The sequence below is a fragment of the Sulfidibacter corallicola genome (assembly GCF_017498545.1).
In the GTDB taxonomy this organism is placed as follows: domain Bacteria; phylum Acidobacteriota; class Holophagae; order Acanthopleuribacterales; family Acanthopleuribacteraceae; genus Sulfidibacter; species Sulfidibacter corallicola.
The window spans coordinates 6,000,185-6,022,283 of record NZ_CP071793.1; the positions used below are offsets into that span (position 1 = coordinate 6,000,185).

Annotated in this window: 16 protein-coding genes; 10 read left to right on the forward strand and 6 right to left on the reverse strand. The window is 60.9% G+C overall.

Going from position 1 to position 22,099, the window contains the following annotated elements:
* Positions 1-27: 27 nt before the first annotated feature.
* Together J3U87_RS18385 and J3U87_RS18390 are read left to right on the forward strand one after the other, a co-directional pair.
* Positions 28-786: a ComF family protein gene (locus J3U87_RS18385; RefSeq protein WP_237377241.1), complete on the forward strand. Its 759-nt coding sequence runs from the start codon at positions 28-30 to the stop codon at positions 784-786.
* 227 nt (positions 787-1,013) lie between these two features.
* A complete protein-coding gene (locus J3U87_RS18390) occupies positions 1,014-1,862 on the forward strand; it encodes an AAA family ATPase (RefSeq protein ID WP_237377242.1) in 849 nt (282 codons plus the stop codon).
* 150 nt (positions 1,863-2,012) lie between these two features.
* Here J3U87_RS18390 and queC read toward each other — a convergent pair whose 3' ends face one another.
* From queC to J3U87_RS18405, 3 genes are read right to left on the reverse strand one after another with little or no spacing between them, the layout of a single operon-like run.
* On the reverse strand, positions 2,013-2,705 hold the full coding sequence (queC, locus tag J3U87_RS18395; protein ID WP_272932380.1) for a 7-cyano-7-deazaguanine synthase QueC: 693 nt from the start codon (positions 2,703-2,705) through the stop codon (positions 2,013-2,015).
* Entirely contained in the window at positions 2,702-3,385 is a 684-nt protein-coding gene (locus J3U87_RS18400; RefSeq protein ID WP_237377244.1) for a radical SAM protein, read from the reverse strand. The genes queC and J3U87_RS18400 overlap by 4 nt, the downstream gene beginning before the upstream one ends.
* Positions 3,386-3,401: 16 nt before the next feature.
* Positions 3,402-4,088: a LolA family protein gene (locus J3U87_RS18405; RefSeq protein ID WP_237377245.1), complete on the reverse strand. Its 687-nt coding sequence runs from the start codon at positions 4,086-4,088 to the stop codon at positions 3,402-3,404.
* Positions 4,089-4,280: 192 nt separating this feature from the next.
* Here J3U87_RS18405 and lptE point away from each other — a divergent pair, with 192 nt between their 5' ends.
* The 3 genes from lptE to J3U87_RS18420 all read left to right on the forward strand — a co-directional run bounded on the left by lptE (position 4,281) and on the right by J3U87_RS18420 (position 8,028).
* A complete protein-coding gene (lptE, locus tag J3U87_RS18410) occupies positions 4,281-4,886 on the forward strand; it encodes an LPS assembly lipoprotein LptE (protein WP_237377246.1) in 606 nt (201 codons plus the stop codon).
* Entirely contained in the window at positions 4,887-5,918 is a 1,032-nt protein-coding gene (gene holA / locus J3U87_RS18415; protein ID WP_237377247.1) for a DNA polymerase III subunit delta, read from the forward strand. It abuts the gene before it with no gap.
* 154 nt (positions 5,919-6,072) lie between these two features.
* Positions 6,073-8,028, forward strand: coding sequence for an esterase/lipase family protein (locus J3U87_RS18420; RefSeq protein ID WP_237377248.1), 1,956 nt, complete (start codon positions 6,073-6,075; stop codon positions 8,026-8,028).
* Between the two features lie 71 nt (positions 8,029-8,099).
* On the opposite strand, the gene J3U87_RS18425 is transcribed toward J3U87_RS18420, so the two are convergent.
* A complete protein-coding gene (locus tag J3U87_RS18425) occupies positions 8,100-9,902 on the reverse strand; it encodes a M1 family metallopeptidase (RefSeq protein WP_237377249.1) in 1,803 nt (600 codons plus the stop codon).
* 708 nt (positions 9,903-10,610) lie between these two features.
* Between J3U87_RS18425 and J3U87_RS18430 the strand changes: the two genes are divergently transcribed.
* Positions 10,611-11,573 carry an NHL repeat-containing protein gene (locus tag J3U87_RS18430; RefSeq protein ID WP_237377250.1) on the forward strand — a complete coding sequence of 321 codons (963 nt, stop codon included), beginning with the start codon at positions 10,611-10,613 and terminating at the stop codon, positions 11,571-11,573.
* Between the two features lie 156 nt (positions 11,574-11,729).
* Here J3U87_RS18430 and tpiA read toward each other — a convergent pair whose 3' ends face one another.
* Together tpiA and J3U87_RS18440 are read right to left on the reverse strand one after the other, a co-directional pair.
* Positions 11,730-12,470 carry a triose-phosphate isomerase gene (gene tpiA / locus J3U87_RS18435; RefSeq protein ID WP_237377251.1) on the reverse strand — a complete coding sequence of 247 codons (741 nt, stop codon included), beginning with the start codon at positions 12,468-12,470 and terminating at the stop codon, positions 11,730-11,732.
* On the reverse strand, positions 12,471-13,631 hold the full coding sequence (locus J3U87_RS18440; RefSeq protein ID WP_237377252.1) for a phosphoglycerate kinase: 1,161 nt from the start codon (positions 13,629-13,631) through the stop codon (positions 12,471-12,473).
* 570 nt (positions 13,632-14,201) lie between these two features.
* Between J3U87_RS18440 and J3U87_RS18445 the strand changes: the two genes are divergently transcribed.
* From J3U87_RS18445 to lacZ, 4 genes are read left to right on the forward strand one after another with little or no spacing between them, the layout of a single operon-like run.
* Entirely contained in the window at positions 14,202-16,124 is a 1,923-nt protein-coding gene (locus J3U87_RS18445) for an alpha,alpha-trehalase (RefSeq protein WP_237377253.1), read from the forward strand.
* Complete coding sequence (locus tag J3U87_RS18450) at positions 16,124-17,134, forward strand: UDP-glucose--hexose-1-phosphate uridylyltransferase (protein ID WP_237377254.1); 1,011 nt, start codon at positions 16,124-16,126, stop codon at positions 17,132-17,134. Before J3U87_RS18445 ends, J3U87_RS18450 begins: the two co-directional genes overlap by 1 nt.
* Entirely contained in the window at positions 17,131-18,384 is a 1,254-nt protein-coding gene (locus tag J3U87_RS18455; protein ID WP_237377255.1) for a galactokinase, read from the forward strand. Before J3U87_RS18450 ends, J3U87_RS18455 begins: the two co-directional genes overlap by 4 nt.
* A gap of 9 nt (positions 18,385-18,393) precedes the next feature.
* On the forward strand, positions 18,394-22,077 hold the full coding sequence (gene lacZ / locus J3U87_RS18460; protein WP_237377256.1) for a beta-galactosidase, LacZ type: 3,684 nt from the start codon (positions 18,394-18,396) through the stop codon (positions 22,075-22,077).
* Positions 22,078-22,099: the final 22 nt, after the last annotated feature.

A 22,099-nucleotide genomic window follows, 5' to 3' on the forward strand; every position in this document is an offset into this window, starting at 1 on the left:
GCCCGCGAAGACACCGAGGAGGTCGTCATGATCCCCCCGCTTGGGCGATGGTTCGCCAAGACCAGGGAGAGCGGGCCGGCTGGATCGAAATGGCCTGGGCGCTTGCGCCAACTCGATCCGCTGCAATGGGTGGCGCCTGCGGATTGCTTGCTTTGCGGGCGAAGTGTCCGCGGCCCGGTGTGCGCCGACTGCTCCGGTCTGTTTCAATCCGCCTCCGGCAAAGGGTGCCGACGTTGCGCCAATCTCCTCGTTTCGGATCATGCGCTTTCGTGTCCCTGGTGTTGCCGCCTACGAGATCTGCCCGATCACCTGGCTTGTGGCTTCTATTACCGTCACGAGGCGGCGACCCTCTATCGATTGATCAAGTTCGAAGGTTATTGGCCTTTGATGAAGCACCTGTTGGAGCCGGGCATGCACGCTTTTTTCCGCATTCCCTTTCTCGAGTACGACGGGCTGGTGCCGGTCCCGGAGCCCTTCGTCAAGAAGATGAGCCGGTTTTTCAATCCCTCCCTTCTGCTGGCCGACCTGCTCTGCGCGCGAACCGGTCTGGATGTGCTTCCGGTTGTCGGGATCCGTCCCTTCAGCCGCGGCCAGGTGGGTTTGTCCTACGCCGAGCGCCGCGCAAACGCTCGCCGCAGGTTCTTTTTGAGACGGGCCCCACCCGAGCGCCTCATCCTGGTGGACGATGTACTGACCACCGGCGCCACCCTCGAAGCGATGACCGCCGTGCTCCGTGCCGCCAAAGTGCGGCGCATCGCCTGGTTCACGCTCTTGCGAACACCTTGAGACCTCTCCAGCATTGCGGTATTACCGCGCCGACCGAAGCGGCGATCCCTTGCACCTCTTCCGAAACGGATCTCCGGCTTGCCGGTTCTGGTTCGGGATGGCGCCATGGAATCCGAAATCGCTGCAGCTTGATTGACAGGTTACCCAAGCGCCTGCTACACAAAGTAATACTCGAATAATTTTTCGCGAACCGGCCCAGAGTTGGCGTGCTTGGAAAGGGATGGTCGATGCTCAAGAATATCGAATTATGTAACGTGGGTCCCGCCGAGCGGATGGCTTTCAAGCCGGTTGCGCACCGGTTCAACTTGATTACCGGTGACAACGGGCTCGGCAAGAGTTTCCTTCTGGAAGCCTCCTGGTGGGCCTTGACGGGCACCTGGCACGCACATCCGGCTGTTCCTTCGCGTGGTGACGCCGTCATCGCCTACCAATTCGATGGCGATACCAAGGTGTACAGCGCTTCATCCAAATGGGATCCCAAGTCCCAACGATGGCGCCGTAAAGCGGGGCGACCCCCCAACCCGGGACTCGTGATTTACGCGGGCATCGACGGTTCCTTTTCCATTTGGGATCCTGCGCGCAATTATCGGATCTATCGCCGTGCCGATGGCGGTGAAGCGGAATCGCCCGCGGCGTATCAATTCGGACCTCACCAGGTTCTCGATGGGCTCAGGCGAACCGTTGTCGAAGGCGGTGTGTCCCGCGAGCAGGTCGTTTGCGCGGGCTTGATCGACGATTGGACCCGGTGGCAGGCCGCGAACGATCCCAAGTTCCAACTGTTGACTCGTCTGCTCCACCATCTCGGTCCGGACGGGCAACCCCTGGAGCCAGGACGACCGGTTCGCCCCACTCTGGACGACGATCTGAGGAGTAGAATCGAAACGACGATCCGCGATCTAAGGCTCAACGAGGATCCTACGTTTATTCGAGCTCGCGAGGAGTATCACGACTTGTACCATGGGTTGCAGACCAATGAATCGGGGGTTCCGCGAGAGCCGCTCCCCTTCGACTGGTTGGCGAACGAGTGCCCCTTCGTGGCCTATGAACTCCAGCGTCAGGGGCGCCTGCGCAAATGAGCGGAAACCTCGGCCTCTTCCTGGCGATTTGCTTCGATTGGTTACCCACCTGAAACCCAATGGTCCGGCAATTCGGCCCTCGGTCCAAGCAGTGACTCCATGACGAATCAATCGAAGCGCCGTTTTTGCGTCGGGGCCGGCGCCACCCGCTCAAAGGTAGCGGTCGCGATCCGCGTCGTCGTGATAGGGGATCGGGTCGCGTTGGCCCGCCCGGGCGAAGCCCCGCAGGCGCAAGCCACAGGAATCGCAGTGACCGCAGGCCTTGTCGCTTTCCTGGTAGCAGGACCAGGTCAGCGATAGGGGTGCGTCCAGTTCGAAACCGCGTGTCACGATTTCGGCTTTGTTCATCTTGATCAGTGGGGTCTCGATGCGAATCTCCGTGTCCGGTTTCGTTCCCAGCGCGATCAACTGATTGTAGGCTTCCATGAAAGATAGGCGACAGTCGGGGTAACCCGAGCTGTCCTCTTCGACCGCACCGATGAAGATGCGTTTCGCACCGATCACTTCCGCCCAGGATGTCGCGATGGCCAGCAGGTGCGCGTTGCGGAAGGGAACGTAGGAAGTGGGCACACCTTCCGCATCGAGATCGGCGTCGGCCACGTCCATGTCGGCGTCGGTCAAGGAGGAACCGCCGATCAGCTTCAGGTGGTTCAGATTGGTGACCAATCGGTGCTTCACCCCGTAGTGGTCCGCGATTTCGTGGAAGGCGCGGAGCTCGCGCGCCTCCGTGCGTTGCCCGTACTGAACGTGCAACAGCGCGGGTTCGTAGGTTTCGCGGGCAATCGCTGCCGTCACGCAAGAATCCATACCGCCGCTTGTCAAAACCACTGCTTTGTCTTTCATTTTCCCGCAACATCTCCCCACAACGTCTTGTGTAACTGAACTTGAAACCGTACCTGCAATCCGCTTTCGATGACCTTCTCCGCGTAGCGATGCTTGTCCTCGCTGGCGGCCACCGGAGAGATCAGCACCTGGAAACGGCGATCCAATGCCAGTGCGCGAACTTTTTCGAGGCTCCAGGCTAGATCGGCTTCGGAGCAACAGACGAACTTGACCTCATCGCTGGGTTTCAGCAGGTCCAGGTTGGACCACAGCATGCGGTCCAACTCGCCGCTTTCCGGCGTTTTGACATCCAGCACCACGTGGGCCTCGGGGTGCAGGCCCGCGATGCTCACGGCGCCGCTGGTCTCGATCAGGGGTCGATACCCTTGCTCGATCAGGGCATCGATCAGCGCCCAGACCGCGCGTTGGTGGAGCGGTTCGCCGCCCGTGATCTGAACCAGGTGGGCGCCCTTCTCGCGCACGTAACCCAGCAGTTCGTCGAAGGACTTCCAACTGCCGCCGTAAAACGCGTATTCGGTGTCGCAGTAGGTGCAGCGCAACGCGCAGCCGGTCAATCGAATGAAGGTGCACGGGAGCCCGCTGTGGGTGCCTTCACCCTGCAACGAATGAAAGCACTCGGTAATCTTTAGGCGCGGCTTGTATTTGAAGCTCAATCCGCGCTTCTCGTAAGTGAGCATCATGGCTGGTTCCGTAAAATCACAGTCCCGTATTGGGTCCGAAAATGAACTCCATGCGATCGCCGAGCTCGAAACCTTCCGGGATCGCGGTGGTGAAATGGTCGCCGTCCAGCTCTTTGTTCACTTCTATTTGATTGAGTTCCAGGAAATAAATATCGCCGTCGGCCGAGACCACCTTGATTTTGTTGATCAGGTAGCTTTCGTCGAACCAGAGCCGAATCTCGCTGACCTTCTTTTTGACTTTGCGTTTGGTGGGTTTCAGGATCAGGGTGCGTGTTTCTTCGCCCTCGGCGTTCAGGGTCCGGATGATTTGAAAATAGTCGAGAATGGTGCTGAGGTTTTCCATCAACACGTACTGCGAAAGGGAGGAGCGCCGCTTCTTAATTTTGATGCGCGTGGCTTTTTTGGCCTTAGGGGAAAGCGAGACCATTTCCTCCGGTGTGATCACCAGAACCATGTCCTGTTCGGGATCGAAGTCGAATTTGATGCCCGTGTCCTTTTTCATATAAAAGATGCCTTTCATTTCGATCGGCTCTTTGAGGAGGCTGACTTCCCTTCGTTGAATGAATTCAGCCTGCATGGTTTGGACGGCGGCATTGCGGGCGTCGATCTTTTCGATCAGGGATACCAGTTCCGGGTCCATCTTGCTGCCGGCGAGGACCGTGGCCGGAGCGATCAGCAAAAGAAAAAATGCCAAAGCGTGCATACAACCTCTCTTCAAGCGTAATAGAGTACCAATTTGACGGTAGGGGATCAATCCTCCTGAGCGGAGTGCCCTATGCAATGGCGATACCGCGGAGAAGTCCGGCGAGGGGCGGCGTCCGCGTTCGGGGGCTCGGCCTTTGGCACGGCTGGAATTGTGATCTCACCCGTGGCGATCGTGGTAAGATGGCGCGCTATGTGGAAACGACGCCTTTTTCTTTCTGGTCTCATCGCATCTGTCCTCTTGGGATGTCTCGGTTGCGGCTACCATCTGGTGGACTGGTCATCCGCGTCCTATGCGACGTTGGCGGTGAAACCCGTCGACGGTTCGGCCCCGACCAGCGTGGTTCGGAGCCGCATGCGCGATGCGTTGATTACTCGCTGTCTGGCCGGCTCCGCGCTACGCCCGGTCGATTCGGAAGCCGATCTGGCGCTGCACAGCACCATGAGCCAATACCGCGAGAACATCATCGCCACCGATACCGATGGCCGTACCAAGTCCGTCCAGTTCACGTTCGTGATCAGCTTCGAACTGCGCGACCGCCAGGGCAAGGTCATCTGGTCCATGCGTAACTACCAGTATTCCGATCAGTACGAGAAAACCACCAGCCAGGGCGCCTATCGCGATGAGGTGGTGTTCCTGCAGGACAAGGCGTTGCGAGCGGTCGCCGATCTGGTCGTGACAAACATATCCCTGGCCATTGCCGAACACGATGCCCGCGAATCTTCCGAATCGAAGTCCGAAGGTGACGGCGGAGGCCAGGCCGAAGCCCAGCCCGATCGAACCGAAGAGGAACGCTGAATGAGCAATGCCTACGAGACCGGTGCTCGGGAATTGCGCGACGGGCGCATCGCGCCGGTGTACCTCTTGATCGGGGACGAGACCTGGAGCAAAGAGCGGTTCCTGGAGCTGTTGAAGAAGACCCTGGTCGATCCCTCCATGGCCGATTTCAATTTCGAGCAGTTCCACGCCAACGAGCTGACCGGTGTCGATGCGGTCGACAAAGCCGGGATGCTGCCCATGATGTCCGATCGCCGGCTGTTGATCGTGGAAAACTGCGACGCATGGAAAAAGAAGGACCTGGACGTGGTGACCAAGTACCTGGGCGCCCCCTGCGACACCACCACCCTGGTCATGAGTTTCACCAAGGCCGACCGTCGCAAAAAGTTTTTTTCCGCCAAACAGTCCGGCGTGCGTCTACTGGATTTTCCGCGGCCACGCCAGTGGGAACTCCCTGAGTTCATACGAGGTGTGGCGACCGGCATGCGCCTGCGCCTCACGCCCGATGCCGTCGAGCTGGTGGCCGAATTGGCCGGCGACGACATCTCCAAGGTCCACCGAGAGTTGGACAAACTCAGCATTTTCAAACTGGGATCCAATCAGATCGAGGCCGAGGACGTCGAGGCCTTGATGGGCCGTACCCGCATGGTCACCCGTTGGGAACTCAACGAAATGCTGGGCAAACGAGATCTCCCACAAGCTCTGATCAAGGCGCACGACATCATCGACAGCGGCAGCGACGCCATCAGTCTGTTGTCGGCGATCAACATGTTCCTGCGCCAATTGTTCCTGGTCAAGATCGCCATGACCAAAGGCGTTCGCGACAAGGGGAAGATGGCTCAACTGATCGGTGTGCCGCCCAAGATTGCCGGTGACCTGATGGGGCGCCAACGCGCCTATTCCAGTTGTGAATTGCGGCGGGCCTTCGACTTGATGCGCCAAGCCGATTCCAAACTGAAGGGTTCGGGCATCGATCGTCGCCTGATCGTGGATCACCTGCTGTGTGAAATCATGATGCGTTCGGAGTTGTCGCCCCCGGCATCCGGACGTTGATGAGCAATCTTTTCCCCACGATTATCGATTACAATGGGATAACACCACAAATCGAGTGAAGAAAAGGCTTTCAAGGCGAACCAGGGCTGGCGGGTCGGTCGGCTTCGTCGTCCGGGTTCGTGGACTTCGAGAGCTGGATCACAGGGGGTCGGTCATGGGTCATGCACGCATCGGTAGTCGTGCGAGCGAAGGGGTGCGTCCCGCTCCGGGGCGCGTGGTTCGTCTCGGTCTGTCGGGGCTTCTCGCGCTGACGGTTCTTTCCTGCGCCAGCGTTTCGGTCAAGAAAACCGATCCTCTGAAGATGGCCACGCACATGACCCGCGATGTCCTCGGCACCGGGCGCTTGAGCGAAGAATCGTTTCAGACCCTGCGCCTCCACCACCTGGACAACTTTTACCGCAACAAACCGCTGCACGCGTTGGCGGGCCTCAAGGCGATCTATGCGCTGGAACCCTCACCGAACCTCTTGGCCTGCATCTCCGAAATCGCCTACATCGAAGGACGGAAGGCCGACCAATCGGGGCGTGCCGACCTGGCCGCCTCCCTGTATTTGATGACCGCGGCCCACACCTTCGATTACCTGTTCGGCGCCGGCGAGTTTTGTGTCGACAAGGCCTTCGACAACCAGTACTACCAAATGCAACGCATCTACAATTTTTCGGTGGGACGTTACATTTCGCTCTACCAGGCCAAAGAAGGCACGTTGAAGTCTCACCGCGCGTCCTACTACTTCGAGGAAGTGGACATCGATATCGGTGACTGGTGCGGCGTCTACACCCGCAGTTATTTCGATACCTTCATTCCCGCCACCGAGGTCGCCATCCGCGGCTTCCGCAATCGATATCTGCACCACGGCCTCGGGGCTCCGTTGATCGCCCTGCGCGAGAACCTCGGCAAGGAACCGATGGAACGATTCTATCCTCCCGAGGGCATCGTCCACCCGATGACGGCCACCCTGAAATTCGAGCGCGTTTACCACGCCAAGGACGGCCGGCCCCGGCGCGCCTGGCTGCAATTTCACGATCCGCGTGCCTCGCGCCATCTCGATTCCGGCAGCGGGACCATTCCGCTGGCCGCCGATTTCACCGCGCCCTACGCCTACCTGCTCGATCGCGCCGACTTGGACAAATACCGATTTCGCGGTCTGCGCAACTCCCAGAAGAGCTTGGCGCACCAGGGCGTTTACCTGATGGAACCCTACGATCCCGAGCAGGTTCCAGTCCTCATGGTACACGGGCTCGGCTCCACCCCCGCTACCTGGCTGGAACTCACCAACGACCTCAACGGCGATCCCCACGTACGCGACAACTACCAGATTTGGCACTACATGTATCCCACCGGGTATCCCTTTTTGTACTCCGGCAAGATCATGCGCGATACCCTGGATGCCTTTATGGACGAGGTGGATCCCGAGCGGGACGATCCCGCCATGAAGGACCTGGTGGTTCTGTGCCACAGTATGGGCGGCCTGCTCACCCGGACGCTGGTCACCCACAGCGGCGATGATGTGTGGAACGCGGCATTCGATCGAAAACTCGAGGATATGGATCTCGAAGCTGGGCAACGGGCTTTTCTGAGTGGCGTGTTCCAGTTCCAACCCAAGCCCTACGTGTCACGGGTGGTCTTCATTTCGGTGCCCCATCAGGGGAGCCGCATGGCCGACGGATGGATCGGCCGACTGGGGAGCTCGCTGGTGCGCTTGCCGGAACAATTCAAGAACCGCTTGAACGACATCATGGCCAGGAATCCGGGCGTCGTCAAACCCGAGACGGCCGAACTGTTCGCGCGGCGTGGACCGACCAGCATCAAGGCCCTTTCGCCGACGCGCGGCATCGTGCGCGTGTTCGGCAAGCTCCCGATCGACCGGCGCGTGGCGGTGCATTCGATCCTCGGGGATCGTGGAAAGGGCCAGTTGGAAGGGGGCTCCGACGGTGTAGTGCCTTACGAAAGCGCCCATTTGGACGACGTCGCCTCCGAGCTGGTCGTGCCGAGCGGGCACGACGCCCATACCCATCCCTTGGCAATCATAGAGATCAAGCGCATTCTGACCCAGCACCTGCGCGAGCGTTACTCGGGACCCATGACATCGGGCGTCGATCCGATGCCGTAGTCGCGGCTGAAATGGGAAAAGGCGAGCCCTGAAGAAAAAAACGGACCGCCTGGGCGGTCCGTTTGCGAGCCTCAGATCTTGACGATGTCGTCGATCGTGGCGGTCGCGATCGGGTGGTAACCCGAGCGGGCCTTGGCGTAGATCTCCTTGCTGAGGTCGCGCGTTTTCGGGTTGTCCCACAACGCCTGGTAAAGCGGTTTGAGGAACTTGCGGCGACCCTGGCGCATCAGGAAGTGCTCCACGGCGGGAAGCGCCGGTTTGTAGGTGTTGCGAATGGCGACCATGCCCCAGGCGAAGAGAACCTCGGAGTTGCCCGTGTTGCTGAAATTACAATGCTCGTCGAGCTTCTTCAGCTTCGCGTGATCCACCTTCTCCGGCAGGCTGTTGAGGAAATCCAGCCACTCTTCCGTAACCCAACCCTTCTTGTCGATGAAATCCAGGTTGCCGGTTTCGGAGAAGGCCTTGGCCGCTGCACGCGTCTTGTCGAACTTCTCCGATTTGGGGATCACCATGTTGTCGGGCACGCCGGCCTGGTAGACCCACTCGTCCACCTTGAGCTCCTTCCAGGCCGTCTCGTTGCCTTGGAACAGCTCTTTTTTCATGAAGGCCAGGAACTTGGCGGTGGTCATACTCTGAAAGGCGTGTGTGTCGAAGTACTTGATCAGGAAGGCGTCGAACGCGCGGCGGCCGAAGTATTTTTCCAGGACGAACAGGAAGTTGGCGCCCTTTTCATAGGGGACGCTGCTGAAGGCGTCGTCGGGATCGTGTCCGGAAAGGTCCTGGAACAGCTTGGCGAATTCCTTGTTCTTGGCGCCCATTTCCGCGATCTCGTGATGCAACTCGCGTTGGCCGAGCAGTGTGTGCATCTGCGCCGTTTCCTTGCCGTAGAGTTCTTCGACGATGCGACGCTCGAAATAGACCGTAAAGCCTTCGTTGAGCCAGAAGTCCGACCAGGTGGCGTTGGTGACCAGGTTACCGGACCAGGAGTGTGCCAACTCGTGGGCCATGACGTTGACCAGGCTGCGATCGCCGGCCAGCAGGGTCGGGGTGGCAAACGTCAGCATGGGGTTCTCCATGCCCCCGAACGGAAAGCTCGGCGGCAGAACGATGGTATCCCAGCGTTCCCAACGGTATTCGCCGTAAAGGCCCTCGGCGGCCTTCATCATTTTTTCCATGTCGGCGAATTCCCAGGCCGCCTTTTCCAATACGGCCGGTTCGGCGTAGACCCCGCAGCGGTCGGAAATCGCCTTGAACTCGATTTCGCCGGCGGCCAGCGCGATCAGGTAGGGTGGAATGGCGCGTTTCAGCTCGAAACGATAGATGCCCTTCTCGGGTTCGTGTTTGCCATGGGCCGCACTCATGATCGGGGTGATGCCCTTGGGCACGCGAATCACCGCGTCGTAGGTCACCCGTACGCCCGGCGAATCCATGCAGGGAAACCAGGTGCGGGACAGGATGGCCTGACCTTGAGTCAACAGAAACGGATGTTTCTTGGAGGTGGTCATGCGCGGCTCGAGCCATTGCAGGGCGCCGGCGGCCGGATCGGTGTGATAGTGGATCTCGATCTTGGTAATGTTGGGGTTGGGAAGCTTGACGCGCAGACGGCGACCCAACAGTGACTCGTTTTCTCCCAAGTCGAATTTCAAGGTGCGACCGGTTCCCGGTTCCACGACCTTGGTGACCGTGAGCATTCGGGTGTCCAGGTCGATGTGGGCCGCGCCCTTTTTGGGGTCGGCGTATTTGAGCGTGAGCTCACAGGAACCGCTGATGACCTTTTTATCGAAGTCCAGCGAGAGGTCGAGCGACACGTGGGAGGTTTGCACCTGTTCCACGTTGCCGTAGGTGTGTATGTCTTTGAACGAATAAGCGAACATGGCAATGATTCCAAACAACAGCATCTTAAAGCGTACCTCTGTAAATCTTTGACGCGTGAGGGTTCTGCTCCGATCGGATGTTCCCCCCGACAAATCTTGCATCTACGCGAAAGTGTCCCAAATTCTACCCCAAACTCTACGCGAACGGTGGCTCCGAAAGAGGTCACGGGCCGAGAAATCCCATGCCGCCACGGGATTTTCGCCTAGGTGGCGGTCGTGTATTTCCATCGACAGGGTGTGGTTTGATCGCGGCCCTTCGTCCGGTTGCGGCAGTTCTTTACCGGGTGTATCAAGTTATTGAAAAAGATAAAGTTGACGTTGTGTGAAAAGTGCCGCCCGGTGACCCGGCAAGTGCGCTTTCCACGGGCTTTCGCACTTGACACGCCGCCGATTCTGAGCCCTAATAGGGGCATCCCCTTTCTATTTGGTTTCTCGGGATTCCACCGCTTCCTTTGTCTCGGCCTTTCGCCTGGTAGGGGATTTTCGTGGGGTGATGTTTGGGGCGCCCTTTCGGTGTGGGTTCGCGAGTTTGGTCATCGTCACTTTTCTCGATTACGCATCCATTCGCCGGCCGACGGAATGGTGCCGCCGATGGAGTCGCGGCCTTCATTCGCGTTGCGTGCGATCGATTTCGGTCGAAGGTGTCGGACCGGCCTGGGGGGATCCTCGAACGACCGTGCCCACTCCCCCGTGCCACAAGGAGACACCGTGATTTCATTACTGCTGACGATCCTGTTTGCTCAGCAGGTCGAATTTGAGGCCCAGCCCAAGATTCTTCTGGAGAAAACGGGTCTCGATTTTGAGCGTATGTCCGTGTCGGCCGATCGCCTTTTCGTGCCCGACGAAGGCAACAGTGCCGTCTTGGTTTTCGACAAGTCCGGCAAGCAATTGGCGATGCTTCAAGCCGCTTCCGGTGCCAAGCTTCAGCTTCCCCACCAGGTGACCTGGGTGGAAGCCGACCAAAGGGTTTATGTCTACGATTCCGCCGTGCGTCAATTTTTTGTGTGGGATGCCAATTTTCAACCCGTCAACCGGATGGCCACCAATTTCGACGTCCTTTTCGAAGTCGGTCGCCTGATTCAGGTTGGTGGCGGATTTGCCGCGCCGGTATCCCTGGTCAAGGAGAAATTCCTGGTCGGCCGATTCGACGCCCAGTTCCAGCCCATTCGCTACGGCTACGAAATCATGAACCGCCAGTTGACCAAGATGTCGCCGGTCCTGCGCCGGTCCTTCCTCGCGCGGGTCAAATCCCAAGGTGGTGAGCGCCTCTTGGTCATGCAGAGCCTGAGTCCTTCCGTCGCGGTATTCGATACCAACCTCAGCGCGACCAATACCTTCACGCTCAGTCCTCGAGGTTGGACGGACGCCAATATGCGCAAACTCAAGAAGGTCTCGAAGAATCCTCGCGAACTTCAGAAGCTCCAGGAAACCTTCTCCGAGGTCGTATCCCTGTTTGCCGTGGGAGAGGACATGTTCCTGGTGGGTTTTCGCAACATTCGCAGTCGGTCCCTCATTTCCTACCAGTGCTACAACGCGGAGACGGGCCAGCCGCAGGGGATCAGTTTCGACACGGCCTTCAGGCTGGTCGCGGTTCACGGCGATACCGGTTACTACCAGGATCCGGCTTCGTCCAAGCCGGAGCTGTACCCGATTCGGGTGGTGCGTCGTTGAGCTGTCGACTTCGGTGACCACAGCCGAAATTCCCAGTTCTTTGTGCGCTCAATGGTGAGAAAACGTTTAATTTTAGTGCTTTACCTGGGGAAGCCTTCTGCTTCGGACCTCCGGAGAGCGTGCCCATCCCGCCTTCGGATGGGCACGATGCGGAACTCAGGAGTCTTTGCCCGAAACGAAGGCGCTTCGAATGGCGTCGAAATCCGACGCTTTCAAACTGGCGCCACCGACCAGGAAGCCGTCCACGTTTTTCAGGGTCGCCAGTGCCGCGGCATTGGCGGGCTTGACGCTGCCACCGTACAGAACCGGCGTTTGGGTGAAGCCTAGCCCGGCCAGATGGGCCTTGATGCGGGTGTGGGCGTCCGCCACGTCTTCCGGTTCGGCTGCGATACCAGTGCCGATCGCCCAGACCGGTTCGTAGGCGATGGCCAGTTCCGTAGAGGAACTCAGATGCGCGATGGCGGCCAATTGACCGTGAAGGATCTCCAGGAGGCGGCCGGCTTTGCGCTCCTCGAGCGTTTCGCCGATGCAGAGCACCGGCAAAATGTCCGCCGCCAGCAGGCGATCGATTTTTTCGCGCGTGTCGGCCACCGTTTCTCCGAACAATTGGCGGCGTTCCGAGTGGCCGACGAGGTTGAAACGACAGCCCAGTTCGGCCAGCATGCCCGCCGACGTCTCACCGGTATAGGCGCCCTCGCCGAAGCGCGATACGTTTTGCCCGCCGACCCAGGTCTTCCCGAACCGATCCGCGTCGATCAGGTGAAACGGCAGGGCCAGGCCGTAGATCGTGCCCTCGGGCGGGGCTTTCGACACGCCGCTGAACGCCGCGGCGAAAGTTGCCGCCGCTTCACGGCTTCCATTCGATTTCCAGTTTCCCAAAACCATGTATTTCGCCATTTAGGCCTCCAATGCGGTGACACCGGGCAGATCGTGACCGCCCAGCAGTTCCAGGGAGGCGCCGCCGCCCGTGGAGATGTGGGTCATTTGATCCTGAACCCCGGCTTTGTTGACCGCTGCCACGGAGTCGCCGCCGCCGATGATCGTCATGCCCGGATTCTCGGCCATGGCCTCGGCGACGGAAATCGTGCCCGTGGCAAAGGTCTCCCATTCGAACACGCCCATCGGGCCATTCCAGACGATGGTCTTGGCCGCCGCGACCTGCGTGTTGTAGAGGTTGATCGTTTCCGGCCCGATATCCAAACCCATCAGCCCTTCCGCGATGGTCTGATCGTGCGTGATCTCGGCATCCGCGTCTTCTTTGAAATCGCGTGCGGCCAGGTGGTCCAGGGGCAGCAGCATCTGCACGCCTTTCCGTTCGCACAGCTCCAGCAGCCGCTTGGCTTCCTCCACGAAATCCTTCTCCACCAGCGACCGACCGATACCGATACCTTGGGCTTCAAGGAACGTGTAGCTCATGCCGCCGCCGATGATCAGTGTATCGACCTTGTCGATCAGGTTTTCGATCAGGCGCAGTTTGTCCGAAATCTTGCTGCCGCCCAGGATGGAGACGAAGGGGCGCTCTGGATTTTTCAGGGCTTCTTTCAGGTAGTGCAGCTCCTTGGCGAGCAGGTAGCCGGCCCCTTTTTCCTCGAAGTGTTCCGCGACGGCGGCGATCGAAGCGTGGGCACGGTGGGCCGCGCCGAAGGCGTCGTTGATGTAGACATCGCCGTATTGGGCCAGGGTTTTGGCGAAGTCCGCATCGTTTTTCGTTTCCCCGGGTGAAAACCGGAGGTTCTCGAGGAGTTGCACCTTGCCGTGCCGACCGCCGTCCGCGAAGTCGGTGACCAAGGCGACCTCGGTCTCCAGAAGCTCGCCGAGGTGGGCGGCGACGGGTTTGAGCGAGAATTCGGGTTTCACCTGGCCTTTGGGGCGACCCAGGTGACTCATCAGGGTGATCTCACATCCCTGTTCCAACAAGTAACGAATGGTGGGGAGTGCTGCGCGAATGCGCGAATCGTCGGTGATCTGTTGGTTCTTGTCCATCGGCACGTTGAAATCCACGCGTACCAGAACCCGTTTGTTGGCCAGATCCAACTGATCGAGAGATTTTACTGCCATGTCGGTGCCTCACTGGTGTGTTGGGTTGGTGCCCCGAAGCGGGCTGGGGCGGACAGACGGAGCCCGATCCCATGAGGGAGACGGCGCGACCCGAACGGCTTGCCGGTCGCGCTGATGGGGGCCTTGGGATCCCTTGGCGGAAAAGCTCCTTCCACTGTCGCGCTTGTCGAGAAATCATCTGCCATTACAGCATATCCGGCCCGATTCGCCTATGGTCGCCTGAACCGGTTTTCGCTCGGTGACGGGACCCGCCGCCCCCGTCCAGGAAGCCGCATCGCTCGGGCCGAGCGGGTTTTCGGAACGGGGCCGGCTACCCGTTTCGGAGTGGGAAAAGGAGGCGCGATGGGGCGGGCGGCGAGGCCCGGCACTTGCCGAAAATGTCGAGAAAGGCAGCAACTGCATGATCCGCTTTGACTTGTGTGTTGATATGGTTTTAATATATCAATAATAGCTTAGCGCCCTTCCCATGCTTCCCATCACTTCATGCCGCCGTGTTCCACCGCTTGTCGGGTGTTTTCTCGGATGGTTTTCGCGAGGGCCGCTTTTTCAACCATACGGACGGATGTGACCATGGCTTCTCGTATTTTGCTTTTCTGTCTCTCCCTGCTGCTCGCCCTACCCGCGCTCGCCGGTCCGCCGGTGCGCGAGCGGCCTGCCTACCGCCGCATTCAGGACAATCTCCAACGTGGCTGGAACACCTGGCACAGTCCCTCGGTCTTGACGCAGGTGCTTTTACCGGAGGGGTTTGCCCTGAACCTTGGATTCAAGCAACACTATTGGCTCGAAGAGCGCCATTTGGGCGAAGCCTTGATCGGGCGTCGACAGGAAGGAGCCGAGCGGATTCGGCCCGGACTGCACGCCATGGACGGCTCCTTCACCTCGCTGACCCTCCATTGGGAAGAGCTGGCCGCCACCATTCGGACGGCCCATGCCGGCGATGACCTGGTGGTCCTGATCGAACCGATGTCCCCGAGCAAGAACCGGATCAAGCTCGTGCTCGAAACCGCCATGTTGTGGAATCGGCCAGGACATCTTCTGCGCGATGGCGAGGCTTTGGTGGCGCGATTGGCCAACCGCGAGATCCGCGTCTTTACCACGGGTCGGCACGTGGACGATCCCTACGTCCCGACCCGCACGCCCTATCTGGCGCTGCCGCTCGAAGGACCGCTCGCCATTTCCACCGGCAAGCCGCGCACTCTCGCGGAGGTCACCGACCTGGTGACGCGGGCCGAGGCGCGCCTGGCCGAGCAGGCGCGTGCCAAGTACGGCGATCTCGACCAGGCGTGGCTCGCCGTGACTTCCGGCATCGCCTGGAACACCATCTACGAGCCCAAGCACGACCGGGTCGTGTCCACCGTGGGGCGGCTATGGAACGCCGAATACGGCGGTTACTGCCTTTTCGGCTGGGACAACTTCTTCCTGGCCTACATGACCGCGCTCGACTCGCGCGATCTGGCGTTCGCAAACATCATCGAACACCTTCACGGCAAGACCGACGAGGGGTTCATCCCCAACGACAATCGCGGCAACGATTCCAAATCGTTCGATCGTTCGCAGCCGCCCGTGGGCGGCATCATGGTTCGCGAGATCGTCAAGAAATATCCCGAGCGCTGGTTTCTGGAAGCGGTCTTCGACGACCTGTTGGGCTGGAACCGTTGGTGGATGCGCAAGCGTCTCAATGAAGGCCTGCTCAGCTACGGATCACACCAGGCGCCCAACCCGTTCCACGAACCCGCCACCCGCAGCAAGCGCACCGCGGGATACGAGTCCGGCATGGACGATTCGCCGATGTACATCGATGTGCCGTTCAATGCCGAAAAGAACACGTTGGAGTTACAGGACGTAGGCTTGACCAGCCTGGTCATCGCCGATTGCCGGGCGCTGGCCGAGATGGCCACACTGCTGGGTCGCGACGCCGAGCGGCGCGAACTCCTGGATCGCGCGCAACGGTTGACCCGTGCCATGGATGCGCTGTGGCACGAGGAAACCGGCTTCTATCTCAACCGCAGGACCGACACCGGCGAATTCTCGTTTCGTCTCTCGCCGACCCTGTTCTACCCGCTACTGGCCGACGTCGCCGACAAGGGCCGTTCGCGGAAAATTCTCGATCACTTCTACGACGAGCGCGAATTTGCGGGGGATTGGATCCTGCCCAGCATCGCGCGCAACGACCCCACCTTTCCCAAACAGCGCTATTGGCGCGGAGCCATCTGGCCGCCATTGAACTGGCTGACCTATCTAGCCTTCCACCGAGCCGGTTTTACCGATTCGGCACGGGAGCTCGCGGATAAATCGCTCCACATGTTCCTCGCTCAATGGCGTGACAAGGGTTTCGTCAGCGAGAACTACTCGGCGATCACGGGCACCGGCGACGACGCCCGCTTGTCATCCGATCGATTCCACTCGTGGGGCTCGCTCTTCGGGGTCATGGCCCTGGTGGAGGCGGGCCACATGCCAGCGCCCGGCGCGCCGCTGGAGAAGGTGGCGCCGTGATGGGTCCTCATCGTCGGTTCGATCCCTTGAGTGGGCGACGCATTCTGGTCTCCCCGCAAAGGAATCGACGCCCCTGGCAGGGGCAGCGCGAGCCGGTGGTCAACGCGCCCCGACCCGCGTACGACGAGAACTGTTATCTGTGCCCGGGGAATCGCCGTGCCAATGGCCGGATCAATCCGGCCTATTCGGGAACTTTCGTATTCGACAACGATTTTCCGGCGCTGCTCGATGCGTCCGACCCCGTTGCGGGCGACGACCTCCTGTTTCGTGCCGATGAGGTTCGCGGCCGTTGTCGGGTCCTGTGTTACGCCCCGCGCCACGATCTCGGGTTGGGCGATCTGGGCCGCGACGGCATTCGCGCGGTCATCGAAACCTGGATTCGCGAGTGCGCTTCGCTCGGGCGGCAGTATTCCCACGTTCAAATATTCGAAAACCGCGGAGCCCAGATGGGGTGTTCCAATCCTCATCCCCACGGGCAGATCTGGGCCACCGACAGTCCTCCGGAGCTGCACGACGTGGAGGATACCCACCAACGCGACTGGTTCCAACGCCGGGGCCGTGCCTTGCTCCTGGAGGTGGTCGAGCGCGAAGCCGCACTCCGAACCCGAGTCGTAGCCAAGACGAACCATTGGCTGGCGATCGTACCCTTTTGGGCGGTGTGGCCCTTCGAACTGCTGCTGCTCCCGCGATTCCCGATCAGTCGCATCACCGAGTTGCGCGTGGCGGAACAAAGCGACCTGGCCGAAATGTTGGAACGGGTGTTGGCCTGCTATGATGGTCTCTTCGACACGACCTTTCCCTATTCTTTCGGCTGGCACGGCGCACCCCAGGACGGACTCGCACGGCCTTGGTGGCAGCTCCATGCCCATTTCTATCCGCCGCTGCTGAGGTCGGCCGGTGTCCGCAAATTCATGGTCGGTTACGAGTTGCTGGCCGAATCGCAGCGGGATCTCACGCCCGAGACGGCGGCCGAAACACTTCGGGCGGTGATATCGGGAGGCATTCGATGACGATGCCCAGGGTAACCCTCGAAGAATTGTATGGCGTCGATCCCGAACGACTGGCGGCCCAGGATGCCCGTAGGGCGATGGGCGCCCGCCATTTTCGGTCCACCTATGGCAGGGATCCCGAGGCGGTATTCAGCGCGCCCGGGCGTATCGAACTTCTGGGCAACCACACCGACCACCAGGGGGGTCAGGTGCTTGCCACCACCATCGGTTGGGATGTGCTGGCCTTCGCGGCGGCGAATGAGGAGAAGGTGGTTCGCTTGCACAGCAACGCCTACCGGGACGCGTTCACCCTGTGGTTGGACGACCTGGCGCCGCTGCCGGAGGAGCGCGGCCGGGTGGCGGCCTTGATTCGGGGCGTCGCCGCCGGCCTCGCCGCACGGGGCTGTGGCATTGGTGGGCTGGACCTTTTTTTCGCCAGCCAGGTTCCCATCGGCGGTGGCCTCTCCTCTTCCGCGGCGATCGAGGTTCTGCTGGGTCGGCTGTTTCACGAACTACATGGAAGCGGCGATCTTTCCTGCGGCGAGCTCGCACGCGTCGCCCAGGATGCCGAGACCAATTGGTTCGGCAAGCCCTGCGGACTCATGGACCAATTGGTCATTTCGCACGGAGGCCTGATTGCGTTGGACTTCGCCAACCCCGACGAACCGGGGGTATCCCTTCTCGACGTCGCCTTCCCGCCTCCCGACAAGTGCATGATCCTGGTTCAAACCGGCAGCGATCACGAGGGGCTCGACGCCGCCTACGCTTCGATTCCCCAGGAGATGGGGGCTTTGGCCCGAGCCCTGGGTCGGCGGCGGATGCGCGACGTGTCGCAACCCGAACTCCTCCAGGCAATGCCGAAACTTCGCCAGACACTGGGAGATCGGGCGGTTCTGCGTGGGCTCCATTTCCTCGACGAACAGGAGCGCGTGGTGCGGGGCACGGCCGCTTTGAAGCGCGGAGACTGGGAGACCTTCCTCTCCTGCACCCGCGAGTCGGGTGTCTCTTCCCACGCTTGGCTGCAGAGTTCCTTCCTCGATCCGGAATCGCAGGGCATCAGTTTGGCGCTCTACCTCTGTCGGTCCTTTTTCGAGGCCGGGACGGCGGGGGGATGGCGGGTGCATGGTGGCGGCTTCGGGGGATCTGTTCTGGCCTTGATGGAGAGCGATCGGGTAGAACCCTTTCGCCGCTTAATGGAACCCGTTTTTGGAAAGGGAGCCGTTCGCGAAGTGCAGATTCGCCGGCATGGCGTCGTTCGCCTGAACGGTTAGGAGGTTGTGGTGACGATTTGGTTGTTGATCTGGATGCTTGCAATTGACGGCGAGCGCGTACCCGATTGGGAGAACCCGGAAGTGGTCGAGCGGAACAAGCTTCCGCCTCATGCCTCGTTCGCGCCCTGGCCCGATCTGGACACGGCACTGAAGGGAGGCGAGAACCCCAACCGGCTCCTGCTGAACGGGCAGTGGAAGTTCCACTGGGTCCGCAAACCGGCCGATCGGCCGCTGGACTTTTATCGAACCGATTTCGACGACGCCGCCTGGGCCCGCATCGCCGTGCCGGGCTGTTGGGAGTTCCTCGGTTACGGCACCCCCTGGTATTTGGACGAGGCCTATCCCTTTCCGCCCAATCCGCCCCACATCCCCCACGACTACAATCCGGTGGGTTCCTATCGGCATCGGTTCCAGGTTCCCGAGTCTTGGCGCGGCAAGCGGGTCACGATCGAGTTCGGTGCGGTGGAATCCGCCTTCTACCTCTGGGTGAATGGGGTGAAGGTCGGCTACAGCCAGGGCTCGCGCCTTCCCGCCGAATTCGACATCACCGAGCACCTGGTCCCCGGAGAGAACCTGCTCGCGGTCGAGGTCTACCGCTGGAGTGACGGCTCCTACCTGGAGTGCCAGGATTTCTGGCGCATCAGCGGAATCAAGCGCGATGTCGTGCTCGTCGCGCGTGAGGCCATGTGGATCGAAGATTTCGAGGCCCGAGCCGCGCTGGTCAACGACTATCGAGAGGGTCACTTGAATTTGACCGTGCACGTAGGCGGTTCGATTTCCGCGCCCTATCGCGTGCGAGCCACCGTTCTGGATGCGGCGAATCGGGCCCGGTTATGGCGTGACGAGGTAGAGACGAACCATTCCGAGGTCACTTGGCGGCAGTCGTTCGAGGGGATCGCGGGCTGGAGTGCGGAAACGCCGAACCTCTACCGCCTGACCATCGAACTTTTGGATGCGAAGGGTGCGGTGATCGAGGCTTTGGTTCACGATATCGGGTTTCGCACGGTCGAGATCGAGGGCGGACGCTTGCTGGTCAACGGCAAGGCGATCACCTTGCGCGGGGTCAACCGCCACGAGCACGATCCGGTCATGGCCCAGGTCGTCGACGAAGCGTCCATGATCCGCGACATTCAACTGATGAAGCGGCTCAACGTGAATGCGGTGCGCACCAGTCACTACCCCAACGATCCGCGTTGGTATCGGCTCTGCGACCGATATGGGCTGTACGTGGTCGACGAGGCCAATATCGAGTCGCACGGAATGGGCTACGATCCGGACGTGACCCTGGCCAACAAGCCGCTCTGGGAAAAGGCGCATATGCAGCGCACGGTGCGCATGGTGGAGCGCGACAAGAATCATCCCTCGATCATCGTCTGGTCGTTGGGCAACGAGGCCGGCGACGGCGTCAATTTCCAGGCGACCTCCAAATGGGTGCGGCACCGCGACCCCAGCCGACCGGTGGCCTACGAGCAGGCCCGACTGAAGCCCCACACCCAGATCGTGTTCCCCATGTATGCCCGCGACTACATGATGGCGGCCTATGCCCGCGAGCACGACGATCGGCCCTACATCCTGTGCGAATATGCCCACACCATGGGCAACAGCGGCGGCAACCTTCGGGACTATTGGGACCTGATCGAAGCGCATGGCGTCCTGCAGGGCGGTTTTGTTTGGGACTGGGTCGACCAGTCCATCCGCAAAACGGACGACAAGGGCCGCGTCTATTACGCTTACGGAGGGGACTTCGAGCCGAAGGGTCAGCGGAACGACGGCAATTTCTGTGTGAACGGGTTGGTGGCTTCGGATCGCTCCCTCCACCCCCATGCCCTGGAAGTGAAGAAGGTCTATCAGCCGGTGGGGATCGCGCGCGGTGCGGCACGAGGCGAACTGAACTTGACCAATCGGTACGACTTTCTGGATCTCAGCCACCTGGCCGGACAGTTTCAAGTGTTGCGGGACGGCTCGGTCGTGCATCGGGGCCAGTTCGATCCAGGTTCGCTGGAAGCGGGGCGGCGGGGTGCCGTGCGTCTCGAACTCCCGCCGATCACGGCGCGCGAAGTCGAAGAACTTCTGCTTGATGTGCAGCTCGTGACGAAACGCGCGGCGGAAATGGTACCCGCGGGGCATGTCGTCGCTCGCGATCAATTCCCGCTGGCGCCGACGCGGCTCCAGCCTTCACCGAAGCGAAAGGACCCCGCCAAACTCGCCATTCGCGAGGTCGCGGGCGGGCATGTCGTCGAGGCCGGTGCCGTCACCGTACGGTTCCGCGAGGGTTTGCCCGAATCCCTGGAAGTGGAAGGCAAGTCCTTGTTGGTCCGGTCGCCCTTCGGCGAGTTCTGGCGACCGCCCACCGACAACGACTACGGTGCCGACTTCCCGCGGATGAACGGAACCTGGCGCGATGCGGGCAGCCAGGTGGAGGTGACCCGGGTTCGACGCGCCGACAAGGCCGGCAACTTCATCCTCGTGCGCGAAGAGCGCTTGCCGCGCGGGCTCGGCACCATGACCTGGTCGACGACCCTGTATGGTGACGGTACCCTGCTCGTCGACCTGAAGTTCGTGCCTGGGGGTGACGATCTGCCGGAGATGGCGCGTTTCGGCACCACTTGGCGGCTGGCGGCTGATTTCGATCGGGTCGGCTGGTACGGTCGCGGGCCGCACGAGTCCTACATCGACCGCGAGCGAAGCGCCTTCCTGGGCCGTTACGACGCCGCCGTTCGCGACCAGCCGCATCCCTACGTGCGGCCCCAGGAAACCGGAAACCATACCGACGTAACCTGGATGGCGGTTCACGACGGAAAGGGCACCGGCCTGTTGGCGGTGGGCCTGCCTCGATTGGAGGCGGCCGCACTGCCCTATACCGTGGCCGACCTCGACGAGGGCGACCGCAAGACCTTCCGGCACTCGGTCGACCTCCAGCCGCGTCCGTTTACCAGCCTGCACCTGGACTACCGCCAGATGGGTGTCGGTGGCGACAACTCGTGGGGCGCTACGCCGCATCTGGCGTTTGCGCTCTGGCCGCGACCGATGCGGTACCGGTACCTGCTGCGTCCCTATGGCCCCAAAGACGGCGAACCGGGCGCCTTGGCGCGGCGACTGCAGCCGCAGCTCCAGATTGCGGCCCGAAAGGACTACCGCGCGCCTTCCGCCACCGACAATTTGCTGCCGCATGCGGCGCGAGGACGAGCGGTGGCGGTGGTCACCCCGAGCGCGCCGCGTTACTCGGCCGGCGGAGACGCCGCCTTGACGGATGGTGCCCGAGGCTCCATCGATTATCGGGATGGACGTTGGCAAGGATACGAACGCGAAGATCTGGTGGCCACGCTCGATTTGGGGGCACCCACTGCCATTCGGCACCTGCGAACCGGTTTTCTGCGTCATGCCTGGGCGCGGGCCTTTTTTCCAATCCGACTGACCTACGCTGTTTCCGACGATGGGCGAACCTTCAGGACCCTGGCGCAAATACCCGTGGCCGATGCCACGGAATCGGGCTCTCCCGAACGACGGCTTCTGGAAGCGCGCTTCGAGGATGTGACCGCTCGATTCGTCAGGGTCCACGCCGTCAATCGAGGAACCCTTCCCGGGGAGCGGGGGCGTGACGGCAAACCGGCTTGGCTCTACGTGGACGAGATTGTCGTCAACCCCGGAAACCCGACCTCGTCACCCAAACGGGACGAAGAACACGTCGATTGATTCGGAGGATGGCAATCGGGTC

Coding starts and splice junctions, on each gene's coding strand:
- J3U87_RS18385 (WP_237377241.1), top strand. CDS start 28: ATGATCCCCCCGCTTGGGCGATGGTTCGCCAAGACCAGGGAGAGCGGG.
- J3U87_RS18390 (WP_237377242.1), top strand. CDS start 1,014: ATGCTCAAGAATATCGAATTATGTAACGTGGGTCCCGCCGAGCGGATG.
- queC (WP_272932380.1), bottom strand. CDS start 2,705: ATGAAAGACAAAGCAGTGGTTTTGACAAGCGGCGGTATGGATTCTTGC.
- J3U87_RS18400 (WP_237377244.1), bottom strand. CDS start 3,385: ATGATGCTCACTTACGAGAAGCGCGGATTGAGCTTCAAATACAAGCCG.
- J3U87_RS18405 (WP_237377245.1), bottom strand. CDS start 4,088: ATGCACGCTTTGGCATTTTTTCTTTTGCTGATCGCTCCGGCCACGGTC.
- lptE (WP_237377246.1), top strand. CDS start 4,281: ATGTGGAAACGACGCCTTTTTCTTTCTGGTCTCATCGCATCTGTCCTC.
- holA (WP_237377247.1), top strand. CDS start 4,887: ATGAGCAATGCCTACGAGACCGGTGCTCGGGAATTGCGCGACGGGCGC.
- J3U87_RS18420 (WP_237377248.1), top strand. CDS start 6,073: ATGGGTCATGCACGCATCGGTAGTCGTGCGAGCGAAGGGGTGCGTCCC.
- J3U87_RS18425 (WP_237377249.1), bottom strand. CDS start 9,902: ATGTTCGCTTATTCGTTCAAAGACATACACACCTACGGCAACGTGGAA.
- tpiA (WP_237377251.1), bottom strand. CDS start 12,470: ATGGCGAAATACATGGTTTTGGGAAACTGGAAATCGAATGGAAGCCGT.
- J3U87_RS18440 (WP_237377252.1), bottom strand. CDS start 13,631: ATGGCAGTAAAATCTCTCGATCAGTTGGATCTGGCCAACAAACGGGTT.
- J3U87_RS18445 (WP_237377253.1), top strand. CDS start 14,202: ATGGCTTCTCGTATTTTGCTTTTCTGTCTCTCCCTGCTGCTCGCCCTA.
- J3U87_RS18450 (WP_237377254.1), top strand. CDS start 16,124: ATGGGTCCTCATCGTCGGTTCGATCCCTTGAGTGGGCGACGCATTCTG.
- J3U87_RS18455 (WP_237377255.1), top strand. CDS start 17,131: ATGACGATGCCCAGGGTAACCCTCGAAGAATTGTATGGCGTCGATCCC.